Source organism: Xanthomonas sp. F1, assembly GCF_014199855.1.
In genome coordinates this window covers 51,476-77,469 of sequence record NZ_JACHOK010000015.1, presented here as the reverse complement: position 1 = coordinate 77,469, position 25,994 = coordinate 51,476, and the positions used below count along the sequence as shown (strand labels likewise).

Sequence of the window (25,994 nt, the reverse complement as noted above, 5' to 3'; positions counted from 1 at the left end):
TGCGGCACTGCGCTACCGCGGCCCGCCGGTCAGCAGGCTGATCCCCAAACCGCCAGGACGGCGTCCCGTGACCCAACTGCTGCGCCAGGCGCGCGCATGCCGGATCGTAGGCCGCAGCAACCACCAGCAGCGATTCCGCGCCCTCCGCCGCGTACGGCATGCCGATCACGTGACCGGCTTCGCCGTTGTCCGAGCGCGCCTTGTCGAAGGTCACCTGGCTGCCGACGAATTCGGCATGGCTGCGCTCGCCGCGCAGATACGGCAGCAGCCAGTCGACGCTGCGTGCCAGCGATGCGCCGTTCGGTGCGCGCCAGTGGTACAGATCCTCGCCGCGTTCGGAGAACAGCAGCGCCAGCGTCACCAGCGGGCGCAGGTCGTAGACGTGGTAGGACAGCGCATCGCGTTCGACGAAGTCGATGCTGCGGCCATCGGGCAGCAGGTTGTCGGCGATCTGCTGGCGAAAGCCGGTTCGGGTGTAGTCCAGCAGCCGTGCGTCGTCGAGCGCGGCGCCGATCATGCCCACGGTCTTCAGGCGGTGGCTGTGCCAGTTGTTGGTGGCGGTCTTGCGCTTGAGATCGCGCGAGCCGATCTCGGCGTCGGCAATCTTTCGCATCCACGTGTCGACGGCGCGGCGTTGCGCCTCAGGTAGCACCGGGCGGACGATGCGGTAGGCGAAGATCGCCGGTTCGAGTCCGGTCTCGTCGATCGGGTTGCCGTTGGGCACGTTGCGTCCTGCCCATTGTGCGAGTTGGTCGCCGGCGGCCAGCGCGTCTGCGCGCTCACCCTGCAGGGCGAAGCGCAGCGCCAGTGCCTGGATGCGTGGCATGTCGCCCAGGCTGGCTTCGGTCGCCGCCTTCACCGGATCGCCGTGCAGGCGACCGCCGGTGCTCAGGTTGTCGATCGGATGCGCCCCCTGTGCGCGTGCCGCATCTGCCAGCCGGGCCTGCGCCGCCTCGACCTGGCCCCAGGCCGGATCGGTGGCGGCCGATGCATGCAACTGCTGCCATTGTTCCGTGGTCGGCCACAGCCGCTGCACTGCGGCGGCGGGCGCGCTGTGGGTCAACGCGAGTCCGGCAAGCACCACGCCGAGAATGGCGTGCGATGAACGGGGCATGGCGATCTCCGGAACCGGTGGCGAGCGTGTCGGGCGACTGTAGGCGCCGTGCGGTGAACAGCGGATGGCCCGGGTCCGGTGCGTGGCGCCAGCATGCGCTCGCCCGTTCCCGTCTGGTGACTGGTCGTATCGACGATAGCGCGGGGTCATGCGCCATTGGCTGTTTCTCCTGACCTGAGCGACGTTCGCGGAGTCGTTTTAGGAGTGACATGCGCGTCGCTGCGAGGTGCGGGGACATGGGGGGAACGGCTTCAGCCGAGACGTGCATTTCCCGTAAGGCCCGCTCGAAGCCGCGTTCTCGCAACAGGATTGTTTCTATGAAGCGCGCCGATCACCTTTGCGTGCCGGCTGCCGGCTGCCGGCTGCCGGCTGCCGATCCGGCGACGTCATGCTTGATCACCACGTCGCTTGTGGGGATCGCCGCACGGGCACGATGGTCATTGAATGCCTGCCTGCCAAAGCGCCAGCCTCGCATCGTCCGCTGGCGCGGGCGCTTCGCGTTCCGTACCTTCACCCCAACCCCTCTCCCGACGGGAGAGGGGCTTTGGCTTTCTCTTCTCATGTCGGGATCACGGCCCCCTTTTCGGGAGAAATGCTCCGAAGGAGGATGAGGGTCCGAGCGATGTCGTGCCCAACCGGCTGCACTCACCTTCCGACTGCCCTATCGCGCGCGATCCAGCAGCCACACTTCGACGCGTTCGTTGCGCGCCTTGGCCGGGGCGTCCTCGCCGCCGACCAGCGGACGCAGCGCGCCGAGACCGCGGACCCGTTCCACGGCGACACCGCGTTGCACCAGGTACGCGGCGACCACGTCGGCGCGGTCGTTGCTGGCGATGGTCGGGTACAGGCGGTTGGCACTGTCCGGTGTGGCGAAACCGATCACCGCCAGGGCGCGGCCGTGCATCGCCGGCTGCTGCATGAAGGCGACCAGCCGGTCGAGATCCTGGGTGCTGCGCGCCTCGTACATCCCATTGAGCGACTGCAGGCTGAAACGCAGCGTGGTGGTCAGGCGCCTGGCACCGGTTGCGGCCTGGACGTAGGCAGCGTCCGCATGGGCAGCGGCGCTCTCGCCTGGCGGAATCCCCGGATCGACGTCGATCGCCATGGAGATCGCACCGAGCCGGCGTACCTGCTGTTGCGCCTGCGGGCCGATTGCATACAGCGCCAGGCCGCGGCCGAGCGCCGACATCATCTGGCCGCCGTACAGGCTGTAGCGCTGGACCAAGGGATAGTCCTCGCCGCGCACGGCAGCGGCGGTCGGGAGTACCGCGATACCGCCGTCGGCGATGGCCAGCGCGCGCGTGCCGGCCGGCATCACCGTGGCCAGCCCGATGATCGCCAGTGCGTCGGGATGGCCGGCGACAGCGCGTGCGGCCGCGGCCAGGTCGGGATGCAGGACGTCGCCCGGGGCACGCAGCGCCGGCAGCGCCAGGCGCGCGCGCAGGAAGTCGTCGAGTCCGCCATGCACGGCGCTGCGATGCAGCGCGATCGGCAGATCCGCACCGCCGAGTTGCGACCAACGGGTGACGCGTCCGCTCAGGATGTCGCGCAACTGCGCCACGCTCAGCGTGGCGATGGGGTTGTCGGTGGACACCAGGACCCGCGCGCCATCCAGGGCGACGACAAATTGCTGGTCGGGCGAGGCCAGGTCGCCGAGCTGCCAGGCGGCCTCGCGTTCGCGCGCGTCAGGCTGGCGCGACAGCATCGCCAGTTCGGCGTCGCCATGCACGAGGTCGGCGATGCCGGTGGCCGAGCCGGTACCGGCGATCTCGACCACCAGCGGCGCTCCGTCGCGCACCGCGGCGATCTCCAGCGTCGTCGCATCGACGCGACGACGTTGCAGTTGCCGGTAGCCCATGCTCTGCAGCCAGGATTCCACCAGCGCCGGCATCAGCCGCGCGCCGAGGCTGTTGGAGCCGTGCACGCGCAGGCGTTCGGCGGATTGCGCGGACGCGCAAGGAAGCGCGCACAGCGTTGCCGCGCCGAGCAGCAGCAGGCGCAGGATGAAACGCAACATGGGATCCCCCCTGGGATCTGGACAGGGGCGGCAGTGTTGGCGATCGGCGTGACATCGCAGTGACCGTGCGCGCGGTCACGCACGACAACGCACCGTCGTGGCATGCCCTGTCGGCTGTCCACGCGCAACGTGATCGCGCGCGGTGACCGCGCGAGTCAGGCCGCGTCGAGGCGGCGCGCGGCGGCTTGCGCCCAGCGTGCGGCGATCGCCGGCGAGGTGATGCACACGGCGCTGTCGGTCACCGTGGTGACCGCGCGTTCCAGCAACTGGATGTCGGCTTCGTGCTGGCGCGCGACATGCGGATCCTCGAAGAAGATCGCGCGGTGGCAGCGTCGCTCCAGCACGCGATCGGCGATCTGCGCGTCGCCGCCCATCGGGCCGCTCTGGTAGCGGTGCACCCAGGGCTCGCCCTGCGGCCAGCCGCGGCTCCAGGCCAGTTCGTTGAGCCGCTGTCCGGTGGTGCCGGTGGCCACGCGCTCGGCGAAGCGCGACAGCAGATCGAAATGTTCGCTGGCGAAGGCCAGCATCTGCGGCTTCATCGCGTCATGGGCGATCAGCGCCAGGGTCTGCCGCGGCAACGCGTACAGATCGTCGGCGCCGCGGTCCTGCGGCAGCGCGGCGTGGATGCGTTCCATCTCGATCCAGTCGCGGGCGCTGGCCACGGTGGAAATGAACGGTTTGCCGTGGATCACGCACTGGCGCTTGAGCGCGATCGCCTCGGGAAAGATCGAGGACGGGTCGACCGGATCGATCAGGTAGATGGCGCCGTCGAGGGTCCGCTCGGCGCCTTCCAGCCCCACGACCTCGGCCACCAGCTTCATCAGTCCGCCCTCGCGGCCGAACGGGTAGCGCTTGAGGCCGGCATGGCCGGCCAGCAACCCGGCACGGCCGATCGCTTCATGGGTACGGCCGACCGCATGCAGGCCGAGCTGCAGTTCGCGGATACCGGTTTCGCTGGCGCGCAGCCAGCGGAACAGCGCGGCATCCTTGCCCTGGTGGTGCAGTCGGTTGGCGGCCAGGCCCAGGCGCATGCGTCGATCCGTGCGGGAGAGGTGCGACAGTCTGCGCCCGATCGCGGTGCAGACTCAATCGTCGCGCGACTCCCGCGCCATCGCTGCGGACATTGTCATGCCGAGGTCATTGCGTGACCTGTTGTGCGCGCGCAGCCAGCACGGCCATCTGCGGCTTGCCGGCACCGCTCTTGTCCGGCTGCAGGTTGAACGCGTAGTCGCTGCGCCACCATGCGCCGCCGGCCCAGGCGGTCCAGCCCAGCCAGACGTCGCCGTTGTCGTGGACGTAGCCGAGCATGGTGTCGAGCGCAGCCAGGCAGGTGGCGTCGCTGCTGCCGCCGAACTCGCCAAGGAAGCCGCGATAGCCATTGGCGCGCAGCCATTGGGTGAACCCTTGCAGGCGTTCCGCGCCGATGCCGGTGCCGACACAGGCGGCGCTGGTGCCCGAGGAGTCGGGATCCAGATACTGGTGCACTTCGAACGCCAGGTTGTCGGCGGGGTCGTGGACCGTCAGCAATGCCTGCGCGTTGGACACGCCGTACCAGGTGCTGTTCCAACTGTGCGCGCCGCTGAAGGCGGTGCCGGGCACGAGGATCAGATTGTCGGCGCCGGTGGCGCGGATCGCGTCGATCGACGCCTGCGCGATGGCCGCCCAATCGCCGGAGGCCAGGCCATTGGGTTCGTTCATCAGCCCGAACATCACGCTGGCGTCGTTGCCGAACACCAGCGCCAGGCGCCGCCACAGATCGGCCAGCGCCGCCGCCGGCACCGCGTCGCCGCCGATGCGCACGCCGTCGTACTTGGCGTAGTTGTGCACGTCCAGGATCAGTTGCAGGTCGTAGCGTTTGGCGCGTTCGACCGCGGTGCGCAGCGCGTCGAGCTGGGCGGCGTCGAGCGGACCGTTGGCCTGCGGTTGCAGTCGTTCCCACAGGAACGGCAGGCGCACGATGTTCATGCCCTGCGCTGCGGTGTACGCATAGTCGGCGTCGGTGGGATATACATAGTCCTTGAACAGCACGCCCGGCTTCTTCGCCGAGTTGAACTCGGCGCCGGCCAGGTTGATGCCGGCATAGCGCAGCATCTGCTGTGCGTTTGCGAACGGCGCGCAGGCGACCAGGAGCAGGCACAGCGCAGCGCGATGCCGCCATTGCGGGGAGCGGGAAAAACGGGAATTGCGTGGCATGACGGATCCTTCGTGGGGAAGAGCGGCAGGCGCCGCCGCGATGCGGCGTGCGCGACCGTGCACCACGCTGCAACCGCCATGCCAGAGCGATCGTGGTCATCGGAAATGTGCGACGCATTGCACGTCGCACGTCATGCGCGCGCCTCTACTCACCTGCTTGCGCACAATTGGCTGGATGCAGGTTGCCCTCTGGGAGCGACCCAGCCGCGACGACGCGTTACCCGATACAGCCTGTCGCGGCTGATCCCGCAAAAAGGACGGGCACCGCTCACAAAACACGCCCCGACGTGACGAGAGGTGCCTATTTGTCGGCGCGCGCCACGGCGGTGTTCCGCATGGCGCCGCGCGCGAGTACAGCTTCCGGCGGCGCCGCGCTCAGCGCGTGATGCGCTGCGCCCAGGGTGCGAGGATCGCCATCTGCGGACGGTCGTGGCCGTCGGCGTCGGGCTCCACGTTGAACGGATAGTCGGCGCGCCACCAGGCGCCGCCGGCCCAATAGCTCCAGCCCAGCCACAGCGTCGGGTGCTGCGCGATGTCGGCGAGCATGCCATCGAGCGCGCGTCGGCAGACCGGATTGTCGGCGGCGGCGAATTCACCGAGGAAGCCGAGGTGGCCGGTCTGCTGCAGCCAGTCGGTGAACGCGCGCAGGCGTTGGACGCCGATGTCCGCGCTCACGCAGACCGGACTGGTGCCACTGGAATCGGCGTCCAGGTACTGGTGCACTTCGATCGCCACGCGTTGCAGCGGGTCGTGCAGCGCGGCCAGCGCACTGGCGTTGGACGCCCCATCCACGCTGACGTACCAGCTATGCGCGCCAGTCCACAGCGCGCCGGGGACCAGGATCAGGTTGCTGGCGCCGGTGGTCCGGATCGCATCGACCGCGGCCTGCGCGGCGGTGGCCCACGCGGCCGGGGTGATGCCGTGCGGCTCGTTCATCAGCCCGAACACCACCGCGTTGTCGCTGCCGTAGGCGCGCGCCAGACGCTGCCACAGGTCGACGAAGGCGGCGACCGGCAGGCCAGTGCTGCCGATGACGCGGCCGTCGTAGCGCGCGTAGTTGTGGATGTCCACGATCACGGACATGCCCTGCGCCTTGGCCTGCTGCACGGCGCTGTCGATCAGCGCCAATTGCGCGGCGTCGAGCGGACCGCGCGGTTGCGGTTGCAGGCGTTCCCAGCGCACCGGCAGGCGCAGCAGGTTCATGCCCTTGCCGGCGAAATAGAGGTAGTCGCTGCTGCGCGGGTAGGTGTAATCGATTCCGACAACACCGGGAATCTTCGACGGTGCGATCTCGGCGCCGGACAGGTTGACACCGGCGAAGCGCAGCGCCTCCTGTGCGTGCAGCGACGCCAGCGGAACGGACAGGGAAAGCAGCAGTGCGGCACGCCAGGCGTGCCGCGACCGCCGCCGCAAGGTGCGCGCGATCATGCTGGGTCTCCTTCGGCATCAGAGGGGGAACCCGGCCGAGCGATGCCAGGCCGGGCTGATGACAACGGTGTGCGGACACCGTAGTGCATTGCCGAGGACGAGGCGATGCGTTGCATGCGTGCGTGCATGGATCTGTGCGGCGATTGGCAGCGCGAACCGGTACTGGATCGCGCTGCATGCGCTGTGCCTGGAACGCGCGTCGTGACGCCACATGGGTACTACCGTGACTGCAAGACGTTGCCGGCACGCGGCGCCGGCAACGGCGGCTCACTTCTTGCCGGTGATCTCGCGGGCGTACTTGGACAGGATCGCCATCTGCGGCTTCTCGCTGCCGTCCTTGCCGGGCTGCACGTTGAACGGATAGTCGGGCTTCCACCACGCGCCGGCCGCCCACCAGGTCCAGCCCAGAATCACGTCGTCGTTCTTCTGCATGTAGCTGAGCATGTTCTCCAGCGCCTGGTTGCATGTGGGCGTGTTGGCGGTGGCGAACTCGCCGATGAAGCCGACCTTCTTGTTCTCGCGCAACCAACTGACGAACCCGGCCAGCTTCTCGGCGCCGGCGGTGGCGCTGACGCACTCGCCCTTGGTGCCGCTGTTGTCGCGGTCCAGGTATTGGTGCGCTTCGAACGCCATGCGGTTGCGCGGATCCTTGAGCGGCTGCAGTGCCACCGCGTTGGGCGTGCCGTAGGCGGTGCTGCGCCAGCTGTGCGCGCCGGTGTAGGCGGTGCCCGGCACCAGGATCAGGTTGTTGGCGCCGGCCTTGCGGATGGCGTCGATCGCCGACTGCGCCGCACTGGCCCAATCGGTCGAGGACACCGCATTGGGCTCGTTCATCAGCCCGAAGATGACGTTGTCGTCGCCCTTGAACTCTTTCGCCAGGCGCCGCCACAGATCGGCGAACACGTCGTCCGGTGCCCCCTCGCTGCCGACCAGTGCGCCGTTGTACTTGGCGTAGTTGTGCGGATCCAGGATCAGGTACAGGTGGTTGGCCTTGGCCTGCTCCACCGACTTCTTCAACAGCGCCAGTTGCGCCGGGTCGAATTCGCCCTTGGCGGTGGGTTGCAGGCGCTCCCACAGGAACGGCAGGCGGATGGTGTTCATGCCCTTGCTGGCGAAGTAGCTGTAGTCGGTCGCCGTCGGGTAGGTGTAGTCCTTGTACAGCACGCCCGGTTTCTTGCCGGAGTTGAACTCGGCGCCGGACAGGTTGACGCCGGCGTACTTGAGCACGCTGCGGCCTTCGGCGGCGGCGTTGCAGGCGACGGCGGCGAGCAGCAGCGCCAGCGGCAGGGAGCGCCAGCGCGGGGAACACGACGAGGAAAGCGGCATGGGGGAGCTTCCTGGAGTGAGGGAGATGCCGTCCGCATCGGGGGAGCGCGGAGCGGCAGGCGCAAGCGTGCAAGGATCGCCCCCGTGATCGCCAGCCTGCACGCACCCGCGTTAGCCCGGCATTCACCTGGCGCGCACACGCTGCACGCGGACGTCTGCTGCGTCACAGCGCGTGCGTGGTGCAGCCATCAGCAGCGGCGTGATCGTGGTCGCGGCGATGCGTCCACTGCCAGCGGCCAGGATGGGCGCGCAGCGAAGGAGTAGTGGCGGAGGGATGATCTCCAAAGGCCAGCGACACGGCGTGCGGCGGTGGTGGAGAAGGCGATCGCCGCCGCCGCCGCCGGCAGCGGCGAGGTGGTGGCGTTCGACATGGCCGATGCCAATGCCGGCGCGCAGGCGCTGGCGACGCTGCTGGAGGCCCGGCCCGCTCTAGGCGTCACGAATCTCGGCGAACGCATGGCATAGCGGCTCACGATGCTGCCTTCGGCCGCGTACCCCAGTCGAGCAAGTTTTGCCGTCGCCGTCGCCGCCGAACGAACCGAACGCTGCCGGAGCCCCGGCAGCGTCGCTCAGGCAGCAGCCTGGGTCGTCACCGGCAGGCGGTTGCCGATCCATTCGGCGATGCTGGCCGCCGCGTCGCGGCCTTCGGCCACTGCGGTCACCACCAGGTCGGCGCCGCGCACCGCGTCGCCGCCGGCGAACAGTTTCGGGTTGGTGGTCTGGTACGGCAGGCGGCCGCTGCCATCGGGCTCGCTGCCGCCGGCGAGGATGCGACCGTTGACGGTGCCTTCCACGCCCTGCGCGGCCAGCCACTCGGGCACGCTCGGCGAGAAGCCGAAGGCGATGATGACCACGTCCGCGTCCAGCAGCGATTCGCTGCCTTCCACCGGGACCGCCGCCTGGCGTCCGCGCGCGTCAGGCTCGCCCAGCCGGGTCTGCACCACGCGCACGCCGACCAGTTTGCCGGCAGCGTCGGCTTCCACCGCCAGCGGCTGGCGATTGAACAGGAAGCGCACGCCTTCCTCGCGTGCGTTGGCCACCTCGCGCGCCGAGCCGGGCATGTTGGCCTCGTCGCGGCGGTAGGCGCAGGTGACCTTGGCCGCGCCCAGGCGGATCGCGCTGCGCACGCAGTCCATGCCGGTATCACCGCCGCCCAGCACCACCACGCGCTTGCCGCTCAGGTCGGGCAGCGCGATCTTGTCTTCCCAGCCGGCGATCGGCCGGCCCCAGGGATCGTTGCCGCCGACGATGCGGCTGTTCTGCACCAGGAACGGCAGCGCCGGCAGCACGCCGGGCAGGTCCTGGCCGGGCAGGCCGCCGTCGGTGTAGCGGTAGGCGCCGGTGCCCAGGAACACTGCGTCGTACTCGCCGAGCAACTGCTCCAGGCTCACGTCGCGGCCGATCTCCACGCCCAGGCGGAACTGCACGCCCATGCCTTCGAGCACCTCGCGGCGCTTGCCGATCACGCTCTTGTCCAGCTTGAAGCTGGGGATACCGAACTGCAGCAGCCCGCCGATCTGCTCGTAGCGGTCGTATACCACCGCCTGGATGCCGGCGCGGGCGAGGCGGTCGGCGCAGCTCAGTCCGGCCGGGCCGGCACCGATCACCGCCACGCGCTTGCCGGTGGGTTCGACCTGGCTCAGGTCCGGGCGCCAGCCGTTGTGCAGGGCGGTGTCGACGATGTACTTCTCGACCGCGCCGATGGTGACCGCGCCGAATTCCTCCAGCGTGCAGCTGCCTTCGCACAGACGGTCCTGCGGGCACACCCGGCCGCACACTTCCGGTAGCGGGTTGGTGCTATGGCACAGCGCCGCGGCTTCCTCGATGCGGTTTTCCTGCACCAGCTGCAGCCACTGCGGGATGGCGTTGTGCACCGGGCACTTCCAACTGCAGTAGGGGTTGCCGCAATCCAGGCAGCGCCCGGCCTGGTACTGCGCGTCGGCCTTGTCGAACTTGCCGTACAGCTCGTTCCAGTCGCCGGAGGTGCGCAGTTCCACCGGAATGCGTTGCGGCATCTGCCGAGGCAGGTCGAGGAACTGGAAGGCGTGCTTGCGGCTCATAAAAAGATTCCGTGGCGATTTCCCTTCTCCCCCGGGAGAAGGTGCCCCGAAGGGGCGGATGAGGGTACGGCGCGCGCGTGTTGTGTGGGGATTCGGGATTGGGGATTGGGGATTCGAAAAAGCGGAGGACTGGTGGCGGATCCGATGCGGGGTTGCTTTTGCCAATCTCGAATCCCGACTCCCCAATCCCGTCGCTGCGACGCGCCGCCATCAAGCGGCGCGCCGCAACGACTCGGTCAACGACTCGATGCTCGCCGCCTTCGGTTTGACCAGCCAGAACTTGCCGACGTAGTCGCGGAATTCGTCGAGGATCTGCTGCGCCCAGATGCTGCCGGTCAGTTCGCGGTGGCGGCTAATCAGTTTGTGCAGGTGCTGGCGGTGGCTCTCGAAGCCTTCGGCGGAAATGCGGTGGATGTCGATCAGTTCGTGGTTGTAGCGGTCGACGAAGTCGCGGTCCACGTCGAGCACGTAGGCCAGGCCGCCGGTGAAGCCGGCGCCGAAGTTCAGGCCGACCTTGCCCAGCACCAGCACGATGCCGTCGGTCATGTACTCGCAGCAGTGGTCGCCGGCACCCTCGATCACCGCCAGCGCGCCGGAGTTGCGCACCGCGAAGCGCTCACCGGCGCGGCCGGCCGCATACAGCTCGCCGCCGGTGGCGCCGTACAGGCAGGTGTTGCCGATGATCGCGGTGCTGCGCGCCTCGAAGCGCGCGCCGCGCGGCGGACGCACCACCAGGCGGCCGCCGGCCATGCCCTTGCCGACGTAGTCGTTGGCCTCGCCTTCCAGCTCCAGGTGCAGGCCGCCGGCGTTGAACGCGCCGAAACTCTGCCCGGCCGAGCCGCGGAAGCGCAGGGTCAGCGGCGCATCGGCCATGCCGTGGTTGCCGTGGATGCGGGCGATGGCACCGGACAGGCGCGCGCCGATCGAACGGTCGGTGTTGTGGATCAGGAAGCGATGATCGCCGCCGGTCTTCTTGGCGATCGCGTCGGCGAGCAGGCCGTCCATCTGCGTGGCCAGACTGTCCGGCGATTCGTACAGGCGCTGCGCGGCGCAGTGGCCGCCGTCGTGGCGCACGTCCTTGAGCAGCCGCGACAGGTCCACGCGCACGCCTTCGCGCGGCGAGATGTCCAGTTGCTGCAGCAGTTCGGTGCGGCCGACGATCTCGTCCAGCGAGCGCACGCCCAGGTACGACAGCCACTGACGCACTTCCTCGGCCAGCAGGCGGAAGAAGTTCTCCACGCGCTCGGGCAGGCCGACGAAGTGGTTGGCGCGCAGGCGCTCGTCCTGGGTGGCCACGCCGGTGGCGCAGTTGTTGAGGTGGCAGATGCGCAGGTACTTGCAGCCGAGCACGATCATCGGCCCGGTGCCGAAGCCGAAGCTGTCCGCACCCAGGATCGCGGCCTTGACCACGTCCAGGCCGGTCTTCAGGCCGCCGTCGGTCTGCAGGATGGTGCGTGCGCGCAGGTCGTTGGCGACCAGCGCCTGGTGCGACTCGGCCACGCCCAGTTCCCACGGCACGCCGGCGTAGCGGATCGAACTGACCGGGCTGGCGCCGGTGCCGCCGTCGTGGCCGGACACGGTGATCAGGTCGGCGCCGGCCTTGACCACACCCGCGGCGATGGTGCCCACGCCGGCATGGCTGACCAGCTTCACCGACACCAGTGCGCTCGGATTGACCTGCTTGAGGTCGTAGATCAGCTGCGCCAGGTCTTCGATCGAGTAGATGTCGTGGTGCGGCGGCGGCGAGATCAGGCCGATGCCCGGCTTGGCGTAGCGCAGCCGCGCGATCAGGTCGTTGACCTTGTGGCCGGGTAGCTGGCCGCCTTCGCCGGGCTTGGCGCCCTGCGCGACCTTGATCTGCAGCACCTCGGCGTTGACCAGGTATTCGGGGGTGACGCCGAAGCGGCCGGAGGCCACCTGCTTGATCTTGGAGCGCTTCTCGGTGCCGTAGCGCGCCGGGTCTTCGCCGCCTTCGCCGGAGTTGCTGCGCCCGCCGAGGCGGTTCATCGCGATCGCCAGCGCCTCGTGCGCCTCCGGCGACAGCGCGCCGAGGCTGATCGCGGCGGTGTCGAAGCGGCGCAGCAGGTCCTCGGCCGGCGCCACTTCGTCCAGCGGCGTCGGCGTAGCCGCACGCTTGAGCTGCAACAGGTCGCGCAGGGCCGAGGCCGGGCGCCCGTGCACCGCGGCGGCGTAGGCGTCCCAGTCGGCCTGCAGGCCGCTGCGGGTGGCGCGCTGCAGGGTCAGCACCACGTCCGGGTTGTACATGTGGTACTCGCCGCCGTGCACGTACTTGAGCAGGCCGCCCACTTCCGGCTTGAGCAGGTCGTTCCAGGCGCGCGCCGCCAACTGCCGCGCCTCGGTGTCCAGCCGCGCCAGGCCGACGCCGCCGATGCGCGCGGCGGTGTCCGGGAAGCACAGCGCCACCACATCCGGATCCAGCCCGACGATCTCGAACAGCTGCGCGCCGCGGTAGCTGGCGATGGTGCAGATGCCCATCTTGGAGATGATCTTGGACAGGCCCTTGTAGATGCCCTTGCGGTACTTGCGGCCGATCTGGGTCTGCTCGCCGCCGCTCTTGAGCAGCAGGATGCCGCGCCGGCCCAGGTCGAACAGGGTCTGGTAGGCCAGGTATGGGTACACCGCGGTGGCGCCGAAGCCGAGCAGGCAGGCCATGTGGTGCGGGTCGCGCGCGGTGCCGGTCTCGATGATCAGGTTGACGTCGCAGCGCAGGCCCACCCGCGAGAGGTGGTGGTGCACCGCGCCGGTGGCCAGCAGCGCATGCGCCATCGGCCGCTCCGGCACCGGGTAACGGTCGGTCAGCAGCAGCATGACCTTGCCGTCGCGCGCGGCCTGTTCGGCCTCGGCGCAGATGCGCTTGAGTCCGGCTTCCAGGCCTTCCTCGACGCTGTAGGACAGGTCGATCTGCGCGTTGCGGGTCAGGTACTGCGGCATCTTCAGCAACTGCCGCAGCTTGCGCTGGCTGAGCACCGGCGAGTTGAGGATGACGTGGTTCACCGTCTCCGGGCCGGCATGGAAGATGTTGGTCTCCTTGCCGAGCTGGGTGGTGAGCGACATCACGCAGTCTTCCCGCAGCGGGTCGATCGGCGGGTTGGTGACCTGCGCGAAGGCCTGGCGGAAGTAGTCGTACAGCGGCCGGGTGTGGCGGCTGAGCACCGCCATCGGCGTGTCGTCGCCCATCGAGCCGGTGGCTTCCTGCTCGGTCTCGGCCAGCGGCCGCAGCACCTGCTCCACTTCCTCGGTGCTGAGCTGGAACAGCTTGTGGTAGCTGCGCAGGGTGCGCTCGTCGAACGGCTCCTCGACCAGCGAGGGATCGATCAGTTCGGTCTGCAGGTAGGTCACGCCCTGCTGCAGCCACTGCTTGTACGGGGCGCGGCCGCGGTTGATGCGGTCGATGGCGTCGGAATCGAGCAGGTCGCCGCGCTTGAGGTCGATGGCCATCATCTCGCCGGGGCCGAGCTTGCCCTTGCGGGTGACGCGCTCGGCCGGCAGTTCCCACACGCCGGCTTCGGAGGCCACCAGGAAATGCCGGTCGGAGGTCAGCATCCAGCGGGCGGGGCGTAGGCCGTTGCGGTCGAGCATGCAGGCGGCGTAGCGGCCATCGCAGGCGACGATGCCGGCCGGGCCATCCCACGGCTCGGTGTTGAGCCCGTAGAACTCGTAGAACGCGGCCAGGTCGGCGTCCTTGAACTCCAGCGACTGCGTCGCCGGCGGCACCAGGATGCGCAGCGCCTGCAGCAGGTCCATGCCGCCGGCGACCAGCAGCTCGAGCATGTTGTCCAGGCTCTGCGAATCGGAGCCATGCATCGAGATCACCGGATCCAGCTCGGCGATGTCGAAACGCGGGGTCTTCCACACCTTGCTGCGCGCCTGCGCCCAGTGTCGGTTGCCCTCGATGGTATTGATCTCGCCGTTGTGCGCGAGCAGGCGGAACGGGTGCGCCAGCGGCCAGCGCGGCAGCGTGTTGGTGGAGAAGCGCTGATGGAACACGATGGCGCTGGAGGCCAGGTCGTTGCGCTGCAGGTCCGGGTAGAAGGTGCTGAGCTTGTCCGGCAGCACCATGCCCTTGTAGCTGATGCCGTTGGGCGAGAGCGTAGTGACGTAGAAATCGGCGACCTCGCGCAGGCGCTGTTCGGCGCGGCGGCGCGCCAGGAACAGGGCCAGGGCGAAGGCGTCCTCGCCCTGCTCGGCGCCGGCGTCGACGAACACTTGCTCGATGCGCGGCAGGGTGTCCTTGGCCAGTTGCCCGCACACCGCATCGTCGGTGGGGGTGAGGCGCCAGCCGCATGGCTGCACGTCGACGCGGCGCAGTTCCTCTTCCAGCACCTGGCGGCAGCGCGCGGCGGCGTCGGCATCGTCGCGCGGCAGGAACACGTTGCCGGCGGCGAAGCGTGCGCCGACCGCGATGCCGGCCTCGCGCGCCAGCGCGCGCAGGAACGGCTCGGGTTTGCGGATCAGCAGGCCGCAGCCGTCGCCGGTGAGGCCGTCGGCGGCGACGCCACCGCGATGGGTCATGCGCGACAGCGCGGCGATGGCGGTATCCACCAGCGCCCGCGAAGGTTGGTCGTCGAGTTGCGCGACCATGCCGAAACCACAGGCATCGCGCTCGTCTTGGGGGTCGTAGAGCCCGTGGCGGTTGCGGGGGGCCATGTCTGCCTCTGAAAGCGATCCGAAGGAACGCGGCGACACTCGCCCCCGCTCTATCCTGGAGCGCTTCTTGAGGTCACCGGAATCCCGACTAAAACATAGTTGGTGCGGTGCCGCAATACACCGTTACACCTGCAACTTCAGCGCTGGCGGCGGCGCTGTCGCCGCCGCCGTCCCGGGGTCTCGGCCGGGCGCTCAGCCGCAGCGTACGCCGGTGATCTGGTTCTTGTCGTCGACCTCGATGTTGAGCCGTTCGCCGTTGAATTCCATGGTCACCGCCTGGTTCGGCTTGAGCACGCGCACGCTCTTGGCGCCGGTGTCGCTGCGCGCCTGGTCCAGCAGCGCCTGCTCGGCGGCCTGGCCGACCAGGCCCTGCGCCTGCGAGGCATCGCAGGTCCCCACCGGCGGCGCGTCCGGGGCATTGGCCGGGTCCGGCGCGGCGGCCTGCTGTGCGGCGGCCTGGGCCTTGGCGCTCACCTGTTCCTGCTCGTCCGGCGGCGGCGCGCCGCAGGCGGCCAAGGCCAGCGCCAGGCAGGCCGTGCCGAGCAGGCCGGCACGCGTGGACGCACGGGAGGAAAGGGGTGTGCTCATCGGGGCTCCTGATGGATGGAGGGAAGATGGGGTGCAGCATAGAACGTGTGATGCGGTTTGCGTTGCCGTCCCGTCGCCGGCCGGCCGACGGCACGCGCCGACGCAGCGCAGGTTCCTGTGGCGACAGGATCGGACACCGCACGTTCGCCAGACGTTAACCGGCGCGCTGGGATGCCTGATGCGAGCCGCTGCAGCCGCGGCGAGTCAGCCCCAAGCCAACTGACCGCTTCAGGCGTCGGGACTGAAGTCCCTCCCACACGGACGCCAGCACTTCCGCAGCCCCAGCGGCGCGGGGCCCGACAGGCCCCGTGCGGCAATCTCACGCGGCCTAGCCGCGGCGCTGCCGACAATCGATGTTCGTGGAACCGGCGGCACGGGTCGCGGTTCCGGCTTTCGGAGGTCCGATGTCCAACGCGTCCCGTTCCAACGCCGCCACAGCCGCCGACGCGGCGCGCGCCCGTCAGTCCCGCCAGGCCGCCAGCAGCGCGGGCCTGGTCTACGTCAGCGACCAGGAGCCGGGCATCGCCCGCCGCCGTGCCGGCAAGGGCTTCGGCTACCGCATGCCCGACGGCAGCGCGGTGCGCGATGCGGCCACCCTGCAGCGCATCCGCCAGTTGGCGATCCCGCCGGCCTACACCGAGGTGTGGATCTGCGCGCGCGACAACGGCCATCTGCAGGCCACCGGCCGCGACGCGCGCCGGCGCAAGCAGTACCGCTACCACGCCGACTGGGCGCAGGTGCGCGGCGACGGCAAGTTCGAGCGCATCGTCGCCTTCGGCCAGGCCTTGCCGCGGCTGCGTCGGCGCCTGCGCCGCGACATGGCCCTGCCCGGCTACCCGCGCGACAAGGTGCTGGCGATGGTGGTGGCGCTGATGGCCGAGACCCTGGTGCGCGTGGGCAACGCCGAATACGCGCGCAGCAATCGTTCCTACGGCCTGACCACGCTGCGCAACCGCCACCTGGCGTTCGTGAAGGGCGGCCGCGCGCGGCTGCAGTTCCGCGGCAAGGGCGGCCAGGAGCACGACATCGAGGTCGACGACGTGCATCTGGTCAAGCTGATCCGTGGCTGCCAGCAATTGCCGGGGCAGGCGCTGTTCCAGTACCGCGACGACGACGGCCAGTTGCAGCCGGTGGACTCGGGCGAGGTCAACGATTACCTGCGCGAGGCGATGGGCGAGAGCTTCACCGCCAAGGACTTCCGTACCTGGGGCGGTACCCGCGCCGCACTGCAACGGCTGGCCACGCTGCCGCTGCCCGATACGGGCGGCGAGCGCGCGCTGGCGCAGGCGCAGAACGCGGTGATCCGCGAGGTGGCCGAGGCGCTGGGCAATACCCCGGCGGTGTGCCGCAAGGCCTACATCGACCCGTGCGTGTTCGACGGTTGGCGCTGCGGGCGCCTGCACGGCCTGTGCGAGGGCGTGCGCGGCGAGCGGCAATGGGATCTGCTCACGCTGAAGTACCTGGGGCGGGCACGCACGGCGGCGCGCAAAGCGGCCAAGTCCGCCGGCCGCACCTCGGCCAAGGCGCCGCCGCTGCGCAAGGCGGCGCGTGCCCCGCGCAAGGTCGCGGCGGCGAGCACGCAGGGCAGCGGCACCCGCGCCAAGCGCAAGAGCGCGCCGGCCGCACGCAAGCGCGCCTGAGCGCGGGACGCTGCGCTCAGGCGCGGCGGGACGGCCCGGCGCCGCGGATCAACCGCAATACACGGTGGTGATGTTGTTGGTCGGGCCGATCTCGACGGTCAGGCGATCGCCGCCGGTCTCGCGCGCGCCGCGGTTGGCGGTGTCCACGCCGCTGGAGGTGGCGCCGTTGTCGCTGACGCTGCTCCTGACCACCTGCACCTTGAGGCTGTCGCTGTCGACGCGGGCGCGCTCGACGGTCATGCGCGAGGCGGCCAGGCCGACCGCGCCGCGCACCTTGTCGATATGGCATTGGCCGGAAATGACACCGTCGATCGGTTGCACCTGCGCCACCTGGGTGGTGCTGCAGGCGCCGAGCAGCAGCACGGCGGCGAACGGGGCGAGGCGGGCGAGTGGGTGGCGGATCATGGGGCGTCTCCTTCGATCGATGGCGCGAGCCTGTCGCGGCGCATGTTTGCGCCGCATGAAGAGATCGCGCCGGGGGTTTCACCGGTCGTGGCCGCCGGCGGGGCCAGACTCGGGATTCCCCCAGCAACCGGAGCCGATCATGGCCACCTGCGATGTCTGCGGAAACGACTACGACCAGGCCTTCACCCTGACCCAGGGCACGCGCAGCGGCACCTTCGATTCGTTCGAGTGCGCGATCCACGCCTTCGCCCCGCACTGCAGCCACTGCGATTGCCGCATCGTCGGCCACGGCGTGCAGGCCGGCGAGCGCATGTTCTGCTGCGCGCACTGCGCCCAGCATGCCGGCGTCAGCGGTCTTGCCGACCGCGCCTGATCGACGCTGGTTCCTTCCCCTCGAGGAGGGCTGCGCCACCGTGGCCTCCTCCCGCATCCGGAGTATTGCCGATGGCCTCCCGCAAACGTCCTGCCGCCACCCCGTCCACCCCGCCCAAGCGCAGCGGCGCTGAGGCAGCGTCCAGTGCCAAAACGGCGCAGCAGCAACGCGCGCTGCAGCGCGCGGTCGATGCCGGCGACGCCAAGCCCAAGCCCAAGCGCGCCAAGCCGGGCGACGCCGGCCAGGCTGGACCGCGCAAGCAGCCGCAGCGCATGCCCAAGCAGCACCTGGCCAAGCCCGGCAACGAACACGAGCTGGCGCTGCAGCCGCGTTTTGAGGCGCCGGAGTACGTGGGCAGCGGCAAGCTGCGCGGCATGAGCGCGATCGTGACCGGCGCCGACTCGGGCATCGGTCGTGCGGTGGCGGTGCTGTTCGCGCGCGAGGGCGCGGATGTGGCGGTGTTGTACCTGGACGAACACGAGGATGCGCAGGTCACTCGCCAGCACGTGGAGAACGAAGGCCGCCGTTGCATCACCATCGCCGGCGACGTGAAGGATCCGGCGTTCTGCGAGGATGCGGTGGCGCAGACCGTGAAAGCCTTCGGCGGACTCGACGTGCTGGTCAACAACGCCGCCTTCCAGTTGCATTGCGATGCGTTGGAGGACCTGAGCGAGGAACATCTGCAGGAAACCTTGCAGACCAACATCGCCGGTTACTTCCACATGGCGCGCGCGGCGTTGCCGCATCTCAAGCGCGGCGCGGCGATCGTCAACAGCGGCTCGGAGACCGGGCTGTTCGGCAGCAAGTCGCTGCTGGACTATTCGGCGACCAAGGGCGCGATCCATGCCTTCACCATGGCCCTGGCCAGCCAGTTGCAGCCGCGCGGCATCCGCGTCAACGCGGTCGCGCCGGGGCCGGTATGGACGCCGCTCAATCCCGCCGACAAGTCTGCGGAGGACTTGGCCGAGTTCGGCAAGCAGAACCCGATGGGGCGCCCGGCGCAGCCGGAGGAACTGTCGCCCGCGTATGTGTTCCTGGCTTCGCCGATCACCGCCAGCTACATCAATGGCGCGATCCTGCCGGTGATGGGTGGGCCGACGGGGTAGTGGTTGAGCGGGTTGGCAGGTGAGTTGGCTAGCGGTCGGACCCTCACCCCAACCCCTCTCCCGGGGGGAGAGGGGCTTTGGCTTCTCCCTTCTCCCCTCTGGAGAAGGTGCCCCGCAGGGGGATGAGGGTGCGGGTCGCTCGTGTTCGATCTCAGCGGGTCGCTTCGCGCCGTACCCTCACCCCAACCCCTCTCCCGGTGGGAGAGGGGCTTTGGCTTCTCCCTTCTCCCCTCGGGAGAAAGTGTCCCGCAGGGGCGGATAAGGGTACGGGTCGCTCGCGTTCAATCTCAGCGAGTCGCTTCGCGCCCGGACCCTCACCCCAACCCCTCTCCCGCAGGGAGAGGGGCTTTGGCTTCTCCCTTCTCCCTCCGGGAGAAGGTGCCCCGCAGGGGCGGATGAGGGTGCGGGTCGCTCGTGTTCGATCTCAGCGAGTCGCTTCGCGCCGTACCCTCACCCCAACCCCTCTCCCGGTGGGAGAGGGGCTCTGGCTTCTCCCTTCTCCCCTCGGGAGAAAGTGTCCCGCAGGGGCGGATGAGGGTACGGGTCGCTCGTGTTCGATCTCGGCGAGTCGCTTCGCGCCGTACTCTCACCCCGACCCCTCTCCGGATGGAGAGGGGCTTTGTTCACTCCGCTTCGGCCCAGCGCGCCAGGTTCTGCTTCAGCGCATCGATACCGGCCCACGGATCCTTGCGCCGGCGCTTCAGCTTGGCCGGTACGTCGCGCAGCTTGAAGGCATCGGCGCGGTGCAGCTTGGGCAGGTCGCTCCAGGCCAGCGGCATCGCCACCGGCGCGCCGGCGCGGGCGCGTAGCGAATACGAGGCCACCGCAGTGGCGCCGCGGCCGTTTCGCAGGTAGTCGACGAAGATGCGCTGGTTGCGCAGGCGCTTGCTTGCGGTGGCAAGGAACCGCTCTGGCTGCGACTGCGCCAACGCGTCGGCGAAGCCGTGGGCGAAACGCTTGGTCAGATCCCAGTCGCAGCCCGGCGCCAGCGGTACCACCACGTGCAGACCCTTGCCGCCGGACACGCGCAGGAACGACTCCAGCTCCAGTTGCGCGAGCAGTTTGCGGATGTCGGTGGCCGCGCGCTTGACCTCGGCGAAGGGCACGTCCGGGCCCGGGTCCAGGTCGAACACCACGCGGTCGGCCACGTCCGGGCGTTGCGCCTTGGCGCCCCAGGGATGGAATTCCAGCGCGTTGAACTGCACCAGTTCGAGCAGCCCGGCCGCATCCTCCACCACCAGATACTCGGCCTGGGTGCCGCTCTCCTCCTTCAGCTTCACCGACGACACCAGTTCGAGCCCGGCGGTGTGGTGTTTCTGGAAGAAGCACGCGCGCTCGGCGCCGGCCGGGCAGCGGATGACCGACAGCGGGCGGCCGGCGATCTCCGGCAGCAGGTGATCCATCACCGCGCTGTAGTAGTCCCAGACCTCGCGCTTGGTGGCGCCGATGTCGGGGAAGACGACGCGGCCCGGGCTGGACAGCGTGGGCGGCGTGCGCGCGCTGTCGGCGCTCGCTGCACCGCGCTTGCCACGCTTGGCGCTGTTGGCCTTCGCGTCGACCGTCTTCGCCTTCGCCGCAGTTGTCACTTTTGTCGCTCTAGCTGCTTTAGCGGGTTTGGTTGCTTTGGCCGTTTTGTCCATTTTGGCTTTCCTGGCGGCCGGCGCAGCACGCGCCGCCGCTGCGCGCTGTGCCGGGGCGTCGCCATCGCCGAGGTCGGCGACGTCCTTGTCCGGTCGCACCGCCTTCAGCGAGGCCTGGCGCAGCAACTGCTGGCCACCAATGCCGCGGTAGAACACCTCCACCACGAAGCGCGGCGCGAACCAGCGCGTGCTGCGCAGGTCGGTCTCGGTGGTCGGCACGTGCACGCTGGGCGTGGTGCTGCCGGCCTTGCCGATCAGTGCGGTCAGCTCGCGCAGCAAGGCGTCGGAGAAACCGGAGCCGACCCGCCCGACGTACAGCCAGCCGTGCTCGGGATCCGGCCGTGCCAGCAGCAGCGAGCCGAAGCCGCTGCGGCTGCCCTTGGGCGCGGTGTAGCCAACCACCGCGAATTCGTCCGAGCGCAGCTGCTTGGTCTTGCGCCAGTCGTCGCTGCGGCCGCCGTGGTAGCCGCGGTCGGCACGCTTGGAGACGATGCCTTCGAAGTGCTGCGCGCCGGCGAGCTGGAACGCGGCCTCGCCATCGCCGTCGATGTGCGAGCTGAAGGCCAGGTGCGCATCGGCATCCTGCAGCAGTCGCTGCAGCAGCGCCTTGCGCTCGGACAGCGGCGCGGCGGCGATGTCGATGCCGTCCAGGTGCAGCAGGTCGAACAGGGCGAGCGCCAGCTTGCCCTGGCGCTCGCCAGACAGCACCGCCTGCAGCAGGTTGAAGTCCTCCTTGGTGCCCTTGCCGGCGATCAGTTCGCCGTCCAGCGCCGCCGAGCGCAGGCCCAGTGCGGCGATGGCATCGCGGATCTCGGGGATCTTGTCGGTCCACTCGATCGCGTTGCGCGACCACAGCCGCACCGCGCCGTCGGCGACGGTGGCCAGGATCCGGTAGCCGTCCCACTTGATCTCGTGGATCCACTGCGCGCCCTGCGGCGGCGCGTCGCCCAGCCGGGCCAGTTGTGCGGTGAACGGCCCGTCCGGCGCCGCGGCCGGCGCCGCGCCCGGCAGCGCCTGGGCGAGCTTGGCCCAGTTCGTGCGGCGGCCCTTGCGCACCGGTGCGGCGACGACCGTGGCCTTGCGTTTGTCGGGTTTGCCGGCGCCGGCGCGCTTCACGTCCTGCGCCGGCGCCGCGGTGACATCGGCCAGCAGGTCGTCCGCCTCCAGGTCGCTGGCGAAGGCGTCGTCCTCCTTGAACAGCAGCCACTGCGGCTGACGCGCCGGCTTGCCCGAGCGCACCAGGTGCCAGCCGCCCTTGAGCTTGTCGCCGAACAGTTCGAAGCGCAGATGGCCCTTGGCCAACTGCGCCTCCGGATCGTCCGCGCTGCTCCACACGCCGTGATCGAACTGGGCGACATGGCCGCCGCCGTACTCGCCCTGCGGGATCTCGCCCTCGAACGTGGCGTAGTCGAGCGGGTGGTCTTCCACTTCCACCGCCATGCGCTTGACCTTGGGGTCGTAGCTCGGCCCTTTTGGCACCGCCCAGCTCTTCAGCGCATCGCCGACCTGCAGGCGGAAATCGTAGTGGCGGCGGCTGGCGTGGTGCAGCTGCACGACGAAGATCGGCCGCTGCCCCGCCGGCACCGGCTTGCCCGGCTCCGGTTCGCGGGTCTTGTCGAAGCGGCGCTTGCGGCGGTAATCGGCGAGGCTCATGGCGCGGGCCGCCCCGCGTCACTTGCGCAGGTGCGCGCGGACCGCCGCGGCGCTGCTGCCCACCGCCTGCACCGCGGCGCGCAGTTCGTCGGCGGAGACGCCCAGCGCCTGCGTCCAGTAGCGCACTTCGTAGTCTTCGTGGAGGTTGATGCGGTCGCGGTCGGGCGAACCGGTATTGCGGGTGTCGTCGCTCATGCCGATGTCCTGTGCAGAAGCCGCTGCGGTCGTGGGGTGCACGCCGCAGTGCGGCGGCGAGGGCCGACGGACGCGGCATGCGTCGGCGGACCGGTGCGGAAACTTCTAGTCGCGCCGCCGTGGCACCGCCGTGAACGCCGTGTCTGCCCCATGCATGCGCACCCGTGGGGCGCGCGCATACGGCCCGCTCAGAACGCCAGCGAGGTACTGAACAGCAGTTGCCGTGGCGCGCTGCGCTGCAGCGTCTGGTAGTCGCCGGCAAAGGCCGAGCCGGCGATGTTGGCGGTGCCGATGTTGTGGCGGTCGAGCAGGTTGCTCACGTCCAGGCGCAGTTCCAGGCCGGGCAGCGGGCTGTCCGCGCCCAGCGTGTAGGCCGCGTACGCGTTGACCTGCCAGAACGCCGGCACCTGCAGGTCGTTCTCGTAGGTGAAGGGCTGATGCAGGTATTCGGTGCTGGTGGCGCCGAGGCGCCAGTGGCGCACATGCGCCGACAGGTCGCTGACCAGCGACAGTTGCGGATAGCCGGGCTGCGCCTTTCCCTGGATCGGATAGACGCTGCCGTCGACGAGGACGTCGCGGTCGTAGACCGAGCGCGCCAGCGCCACGCCTTGATAGAACTGCAGGTGCGGGGTCAGGTCGACGGTCACGCCCAGGTCGGCGCCGAACGTGTGCATCTTCGGCATCACCTGCACGGTGTTGACCTGCGCGAACTGGGTGCCGACCGCAGCCGACAGCAAGCGGTTGCGAATGTCGCCGTAGAACACGTCGGCGGTGACGGTGGCGCGGTCGAAGCGATGGGTGCCGCCGACGGTGAGGTTCCGGTCCTGCTCCGGGCGCAGGTTGCGGGTGAGGCGGTCGAAGGCATCCTGGTCGGGCACGGTCCAGGCCGAGGCGGTGTAGCCGATGTTGCCGCGCTGGGCGACGCGGAAGCCGTTCATCGCGCTGCCCAGGTCGATGAAGCCATCGGTCTGCGCGGTCGGGCTCCAGAACAGCGACAGGTGCGGCAGGAATGCGCTCTTGGCGCGCAGCGTGCCGGATGGGGGCCGGTCCGGCGCATCGCCGACGCCGCCACCGCTGGTACGAAAATCCACTGCCTTGGCGCCCACGCCCAACACCAGCGTGTCGCTCAGCGCGATGTCGTCGTGCACGTAGGCCTGCTGCGCGCGGGTCGTCCACTGCGAGACGTTGTCGGTCTTGAAGGCCGGGCCGTACACATCCCACGGCCCGGTGGTGCGCAGCGGCCGGCCCTGCCCAAGCAGCGGTTCGGTGTACCAGGACGTCGCCGCGTCGGCGCTGGCGTGCTCCTGCCAGACGCCGGCGCTGAGGGTGTGCCGGCCATTTACATAGGTCAGGCTGAGCAGGCCGCCGGTACGCTGCAGGTGCGGCGCCTGCACCTGCTCGGAGAACGGCGCGCCGTCGGGCGAGGGCGTGGTCGGGTCGCTCAGCGTGGCGTGGGTGCGGCTGCGCGCGCTATAGACCTGCACCCGTCCGCTGAGCGCGTCGGAGATGCGGAAATCGTGCGCGAGCGAGGCGATGCGGTCGTCGGTGACCTGGCCGGTGTCGTACGGCAGCAGTCCCGCCAGCGCGCCGCAGCTATAGGCGCCGCAGGACGCGCCGGCGTTCTGTGGCAGGGCGATGGCATAGGCCTTTGCGTAGTCGGGATAGAGACTGTCGGCGCGCCAGCCGAGCTTGCCGAGCATGTCGAAGGACAGGTTGTTGTAGCCCCACATCGCCGCATGGCTGGCGGATAGAAATACGGTGAAGGTGCCCCAGGCCACGTCCTGCGTCGCCTTCAGGTCGCCACGCAGGAAGCGCTGGGTGCCGCCGCCCTGGTACTTGTCCGCGCCCAGCCGCTGCAGGTCGACCTGCACTTTCGGGCCGTTGTCGCCGAGCTGCCCGCTCTGCGCGGAGACCGTGGTGACCCGCGTCGCGTCGCTGCCCACGCCCTGATTGAGGCGCAGGCCGGGCGTGTCCTTCGGTTCGCCCAGGCGGTACTCCAGCGCGCCGCCGTTGGCGCTGCTGGAGAACACGCTCACCGGCGCCGCACCGGGGCTGACGGTGATGGTGCCGATGGCATCCGGCACGCCGACGTTGACCACGCTGGTGCCGGTCAACGACAGGAAACCGCTGTCGTTCAATGGCACGCCTTCGAAGGTGATGCCCATTTCGTTCATGCGGAACCCGCGCACGAACAGGCTGGTGGCGGAGACGTCCAGGCCCAGGCCATCGGTGGCGGTGTAGCTGGCGCCGGGCACGGTCTTCAGCCGCGCCAGGCCATTGCTGCCGGCGATGTCCGCGTCCATGTCGCCGGCATTGATGACATAGCGGTTCGGGCCCACCACCTGGGTGGGCGCCACCGCCGCCGCATGCGGCGAGGCCACCACGTCCAGCGCGGACAGCGTGGTGGGCGTGGTGTCGGCATCGGCGCTGGCGACCGCGTCGGCGGCATGCGCCGAGGACGCGGCGAGGCACGTTGCCAGCGCCGCAGACAGCAACGACGGCATGCCTGCCTGCATATGGCGATGTGATGCGGACGGCGGCAGGGCGGCGGCGCGGAGACGGGAGGAAGTCGCGTGCATGGTCGAATCCGGCGTGGAGTGGGAAGCGGTGGCGCAGGCGCGCATCCAGCGCTGGGCACCGGCCTTGCGGCGGCGCCCGGCTGGCTGTGCGTTTGCGATGGAAGGGCGCCGGCGATGCGGCGCAGACCCGGAGAGGTGGCGCGCGGCAGGTGCGTGGCCCGCTCCGGCGCGATGGAGGCGAACGGCGCAGCTGCGGCAGCGCACTTCCCGCGGTGAATACAGCGGAGTGAAGCGATGCAGGGAATTCTTGCATCGCATGTGCGCTTGCACCATTGCGCGTTGGTACAGCCCTGCCTGCTGCGCGTATGCGATGCGATACCTGGGTATAGGGCGTTGGTGTCGCTGTGCGAACAGGGCCGGATCGCAATGAACTTCTACGGCGAATGCGTGCATGGTGGCGGTGGATGCGGATCTGGCGCTGCACGCGTGCGCGGGGCATGGACGATCGAATGCCCAGGACCGATTCGGCACCCGCCGGAATGGGATGAGGCGCTACCGCCGCCTCCTGGACGGACGTCATCGCCAGCCTGCCGCCAACCGCCAGCCCATGACCTGCGACCTATTGACGACAGTTGTCGTCATGGGTAGCTTTGCCGACACTTGTAGTCATCGGAGTGGGCGGATGCGCCGCAAATCGATCGGGGACCAGGAACTGGCCCTGCTGCAGTACATCGCCGAACAGGGCGATGCCAGCGTCGGCGAGGTCGCCGCCGGATTCGGCGAGGCACGCGGGCTGGCGCGCTCGACCGTGCTGACCATGATGGAGCGCCTGCGCGCCAAGGCCTATCTGCGCCGGCGCCAGGTGCAGGGCGTGTACCGCTATGCCGCCACCAGCGGCCAGGACGACGTAGTGCGCAGCGCGGTCGGCAGCTTCGTCGAGAAGACCCTGCAGGGCTCGGTGTCGCCGTTCGTGGCGTGGATGTCGCAGCGTGCCGAGGTCAGCGATACGGAACTGGCCGAACTGGAGGCCCTGGTGGCCAAACTGCAATCGCAACGGCGGGAGGACTGA

The 25,994-nt window shown here is 69.6% G+C and carries 18 protein-coding genes; 5 read left to right on the top strand and 13 right to left on the bottom strand.

Translation table 11 applies throughout. The annotated features are described in order from the left end of the window. The 6 genes from GGR71_RS20550 to GGR71_RS20525 form a co-directional block, all read right to left on the bottom strand. Nucleotides 1-1,114 (bottom strand): alginate lyase family protein (locus tag GGR71_RS20550; RefSeq protein WP_456362648.1); only part of this gene is annotated, 1,114 nt, incomplete at its 3' end. Nucleotides 1,115-1,775: 661 nt separating this feature from the next. Further along, nucleotides 1,776-3,131: a substrate-binding domain-containing protein gene (locus GGR71_RS20545; protein ID WP_160962439.1), complete on the bottom strand. Its 1,356-nt coding sequence runs from the start codon at nt 3,129-3,131 to the stop codon at nt 1,776-1,778. A gap of 155 nt (nt 3,132-3,286) precedes the next feature. After that, entirely contained in the window at nt 3,287-4,162 is an 876-nt protein-coding gene (locus GGR71_RS20540; protein ID WP_160962441.1) for a methylglyoxal synthase, read from the bottom strand. Between the two features lie 106 nt (nt 4,163-4,268). After that, nucleotides 4,269-5,324: a glycoside hydrolase family 5 protein gene (locus GGR71_RS20535; RefSeq protein ID WP_160962443.1), complete on the bottom strand. Its 1,056-nt coding sequence runs from the start codon at nt 5,322-5,324 to the stop codon at nt 4,269-4,271. A 375-nt stretch (nt 5,325-5,699) separates the two neighbouring features. Next, nucleotides 5,700-6,752, bottom strand: a complete 1,053-nt coding sequence (locus tag GGR71_RS20530) for a glycoside hydrolase family 5 protein (RefSeq protein ID WP_160962445.1) — start codon at nt 6,750-6,752, stop codon at nt 5,700-5,702. Between the two features lie 267 nt (nt 6,753-7,019). Next, nucleotides 7,020-8,078: a glycoside hydrolase family 5 protein gene (locus GGR71_RS20525; protein WP_160962447.1), complete on the bottom strand. Its 1,059-nt coding sequence runs from the start codon at nt 8,076-8,078 to the stop codon at nt 7,020-7,022. Nucleotides 8,079-8,387: 309 nt separating this feature from the next. Between GGR71_RS20525 and GGR71_RS20520 the strand changes: the two genes are divergently transcribed. After that, nucleotides 8,388-8,543, top strand: a complete 156-nt coding sequence (locus tag GGR71_RS20520; RefSeq protein ID WP_237474501.1) for a hypothetical protein — start codon at nt 8,388-8,390, stop codon at nt 8,541-8,543. 104 nt (nt 8,544-8,647) lie between these two features. On the opposite strand, the gene GGR71_RS20515 is transcribed toward GGR71_RS20520, so the two are convergent. From GGR71_RS20515 to GGR71_RS20505, 3 genes are all read right to left on the bottom strand, one after another. Next, nucleotides 8,648-10,138, bottom strand: a complete 1,491-nt coding sequence (locus tag GGR71_RS20515) for an FAD-dependent oxidoreductase (protein WP_160962449.1) — start codon at nt 10,136-10,138, stop codon at nt 8,648-8,650. A 210-nt stretch (nt 10,139-10,348) separates the two neighbouring features. Further along, nucleotides 10,349-14,806: a glutamate synthase large subunit gene (gene gltB / locus GGR71_RS20510; RefSeq protein ID WP_160962451.1), complete on the bottom strand. Its 4,458-nt coding sequence runs from the start codon at nt 14,804-14,806 to the stop codon at nt 10,349-10,351. A gap of 192 nt (nt 14,807-14,998) precedes the next feature. Next, nucleotides 14,999-15,394 (bottom strand): I78 family peptidase inhibitor, encoded by a 396-nt coding sequence (locus tag GGR71_RS20505; RefSeq protein ID WP_048491677.1) that lies wholly within the window; start codon nt 15,392-15,394, stop codon nt 14,999-15,001. 353 nt (nt 15,395-15,747) lie between these two features. On the opposite strand from GGR71_RS20505, the gene GGR71_RS20500 reads away from it, so the two are divergent. Continuing rightward, nucleotides 15,748-17,034 carry a DNA topoisomerase IB gene (locus tag GGR71_RS20500; RefSeq protein WP_456362647.1) on the top strand — a complete coding sequence of 429 codons (1,287 nt, stop codon included), beginning with the start codon at nt 15,748-15,750 and terminating at the stop codon, nt 17,032-17,034. A 48-nt stretch (nt 17,035-17,082) separates the two neighbouring features. On the opposite strand, the gene GGR71_RS20495 is transcribed toward GGR71_RS20500, so the two are convergent. Beyond that, a complete protein-coding gene (locus GGR71_RS20495; protein ID WP_160962455.1) occupies nt 17,083-17,439 on the bottom strand; it encodes a hypothetical protein in 357 nt (118 codons plus the stop codon). A 139-nt stretch (nt 17,440-17,578) separates the two neighbouring features. Between GGR71_RS20495 and GGR71_RS20490 the strand changes: the two genes are divergently transcribed. Next, the gene (locus GGR71_RS20490; RefSeq protein ID WP_160962457.1) at nt 17,579-17,812 is read left to right on the top strand and encodes a hypothetical protein; all 234 of its coding nucleotides are present in this window, start codon (nt 17,579-17,581) and stop codon (nt 17,810-17,812) included. Nucleotides 17,813-17,883: 71 nt separating this feature from the next. Beyond that, nucleotides 17,884-18,918 carry an SDR family oxidoreductase gene (locus GGR71_RS20485; protein WP_160962459.1) on the top strand — a complete coding sequence of 345 codons (1,035 nt, stop codon included), beginning with the start codon at nt 17,884-17,886 and terminating at the stop codon, nt 18,916-18,918. A 623-nt stretch (nt 18,919-19,541) separates the two neighbouring features. Here the strand turns inward: GGR71_RS20485 and ligD are convergent. From ligD to GGR71_RS20470, 3 genes are all read right to left on the bottom strand, one after another. Next, a complete protein-coding gene (ligD, locus tag GGR71_RS20480; RefSeq protein ID WP_160962461.1) occupies nt 19,542-22,211 on the bottom strand; it encodes a DNA ligase D in 2,670 nt (889 codons plus the stop codon). A gap of 18 nt (nt 22,212-22,229) precedes the next feature. After that, nucleotides 22,230-22,406, bottom strand: coding sequence for a DUF3606 domain-containing protein (locus GGR71_RS20475; protein ID WP_048491671.1), 177 nt, complete (start codon nt 22,404-22,406; stop codon nt 22,230-22,232). A gap of 188 nt (nt 22,407-22,594) precedes the next feature. Next, the gene (locus GGR71_RS20470) at nt 22,595-24,910 is read right to left on the bottom strand and encodes a TonB-dependent receptor domain-containing protein (protein ID WP_184452276.1); all 2,316 of its coding nucleotides are present in this window, start codon (nt 24,908-24,910) and stop codon (nt 22,595-22,597) included. Between the two features lie 697 nt (nt 24,911-25,607). On the opposite strand from GGR71_RS20470, the gene GGR71_RS20465 reads away from it, so the two are divergent. Beyond that, complete coding sequence (locus GGR71_RS20465; protein ID WP_048491669.1) at nt 25,608-25,994, top strand: BlaI/MecI/CopY family transcriptional regulator; 387 nt, start codon at nt 25,608-25,610, stop codon at nt 25,992-25,994.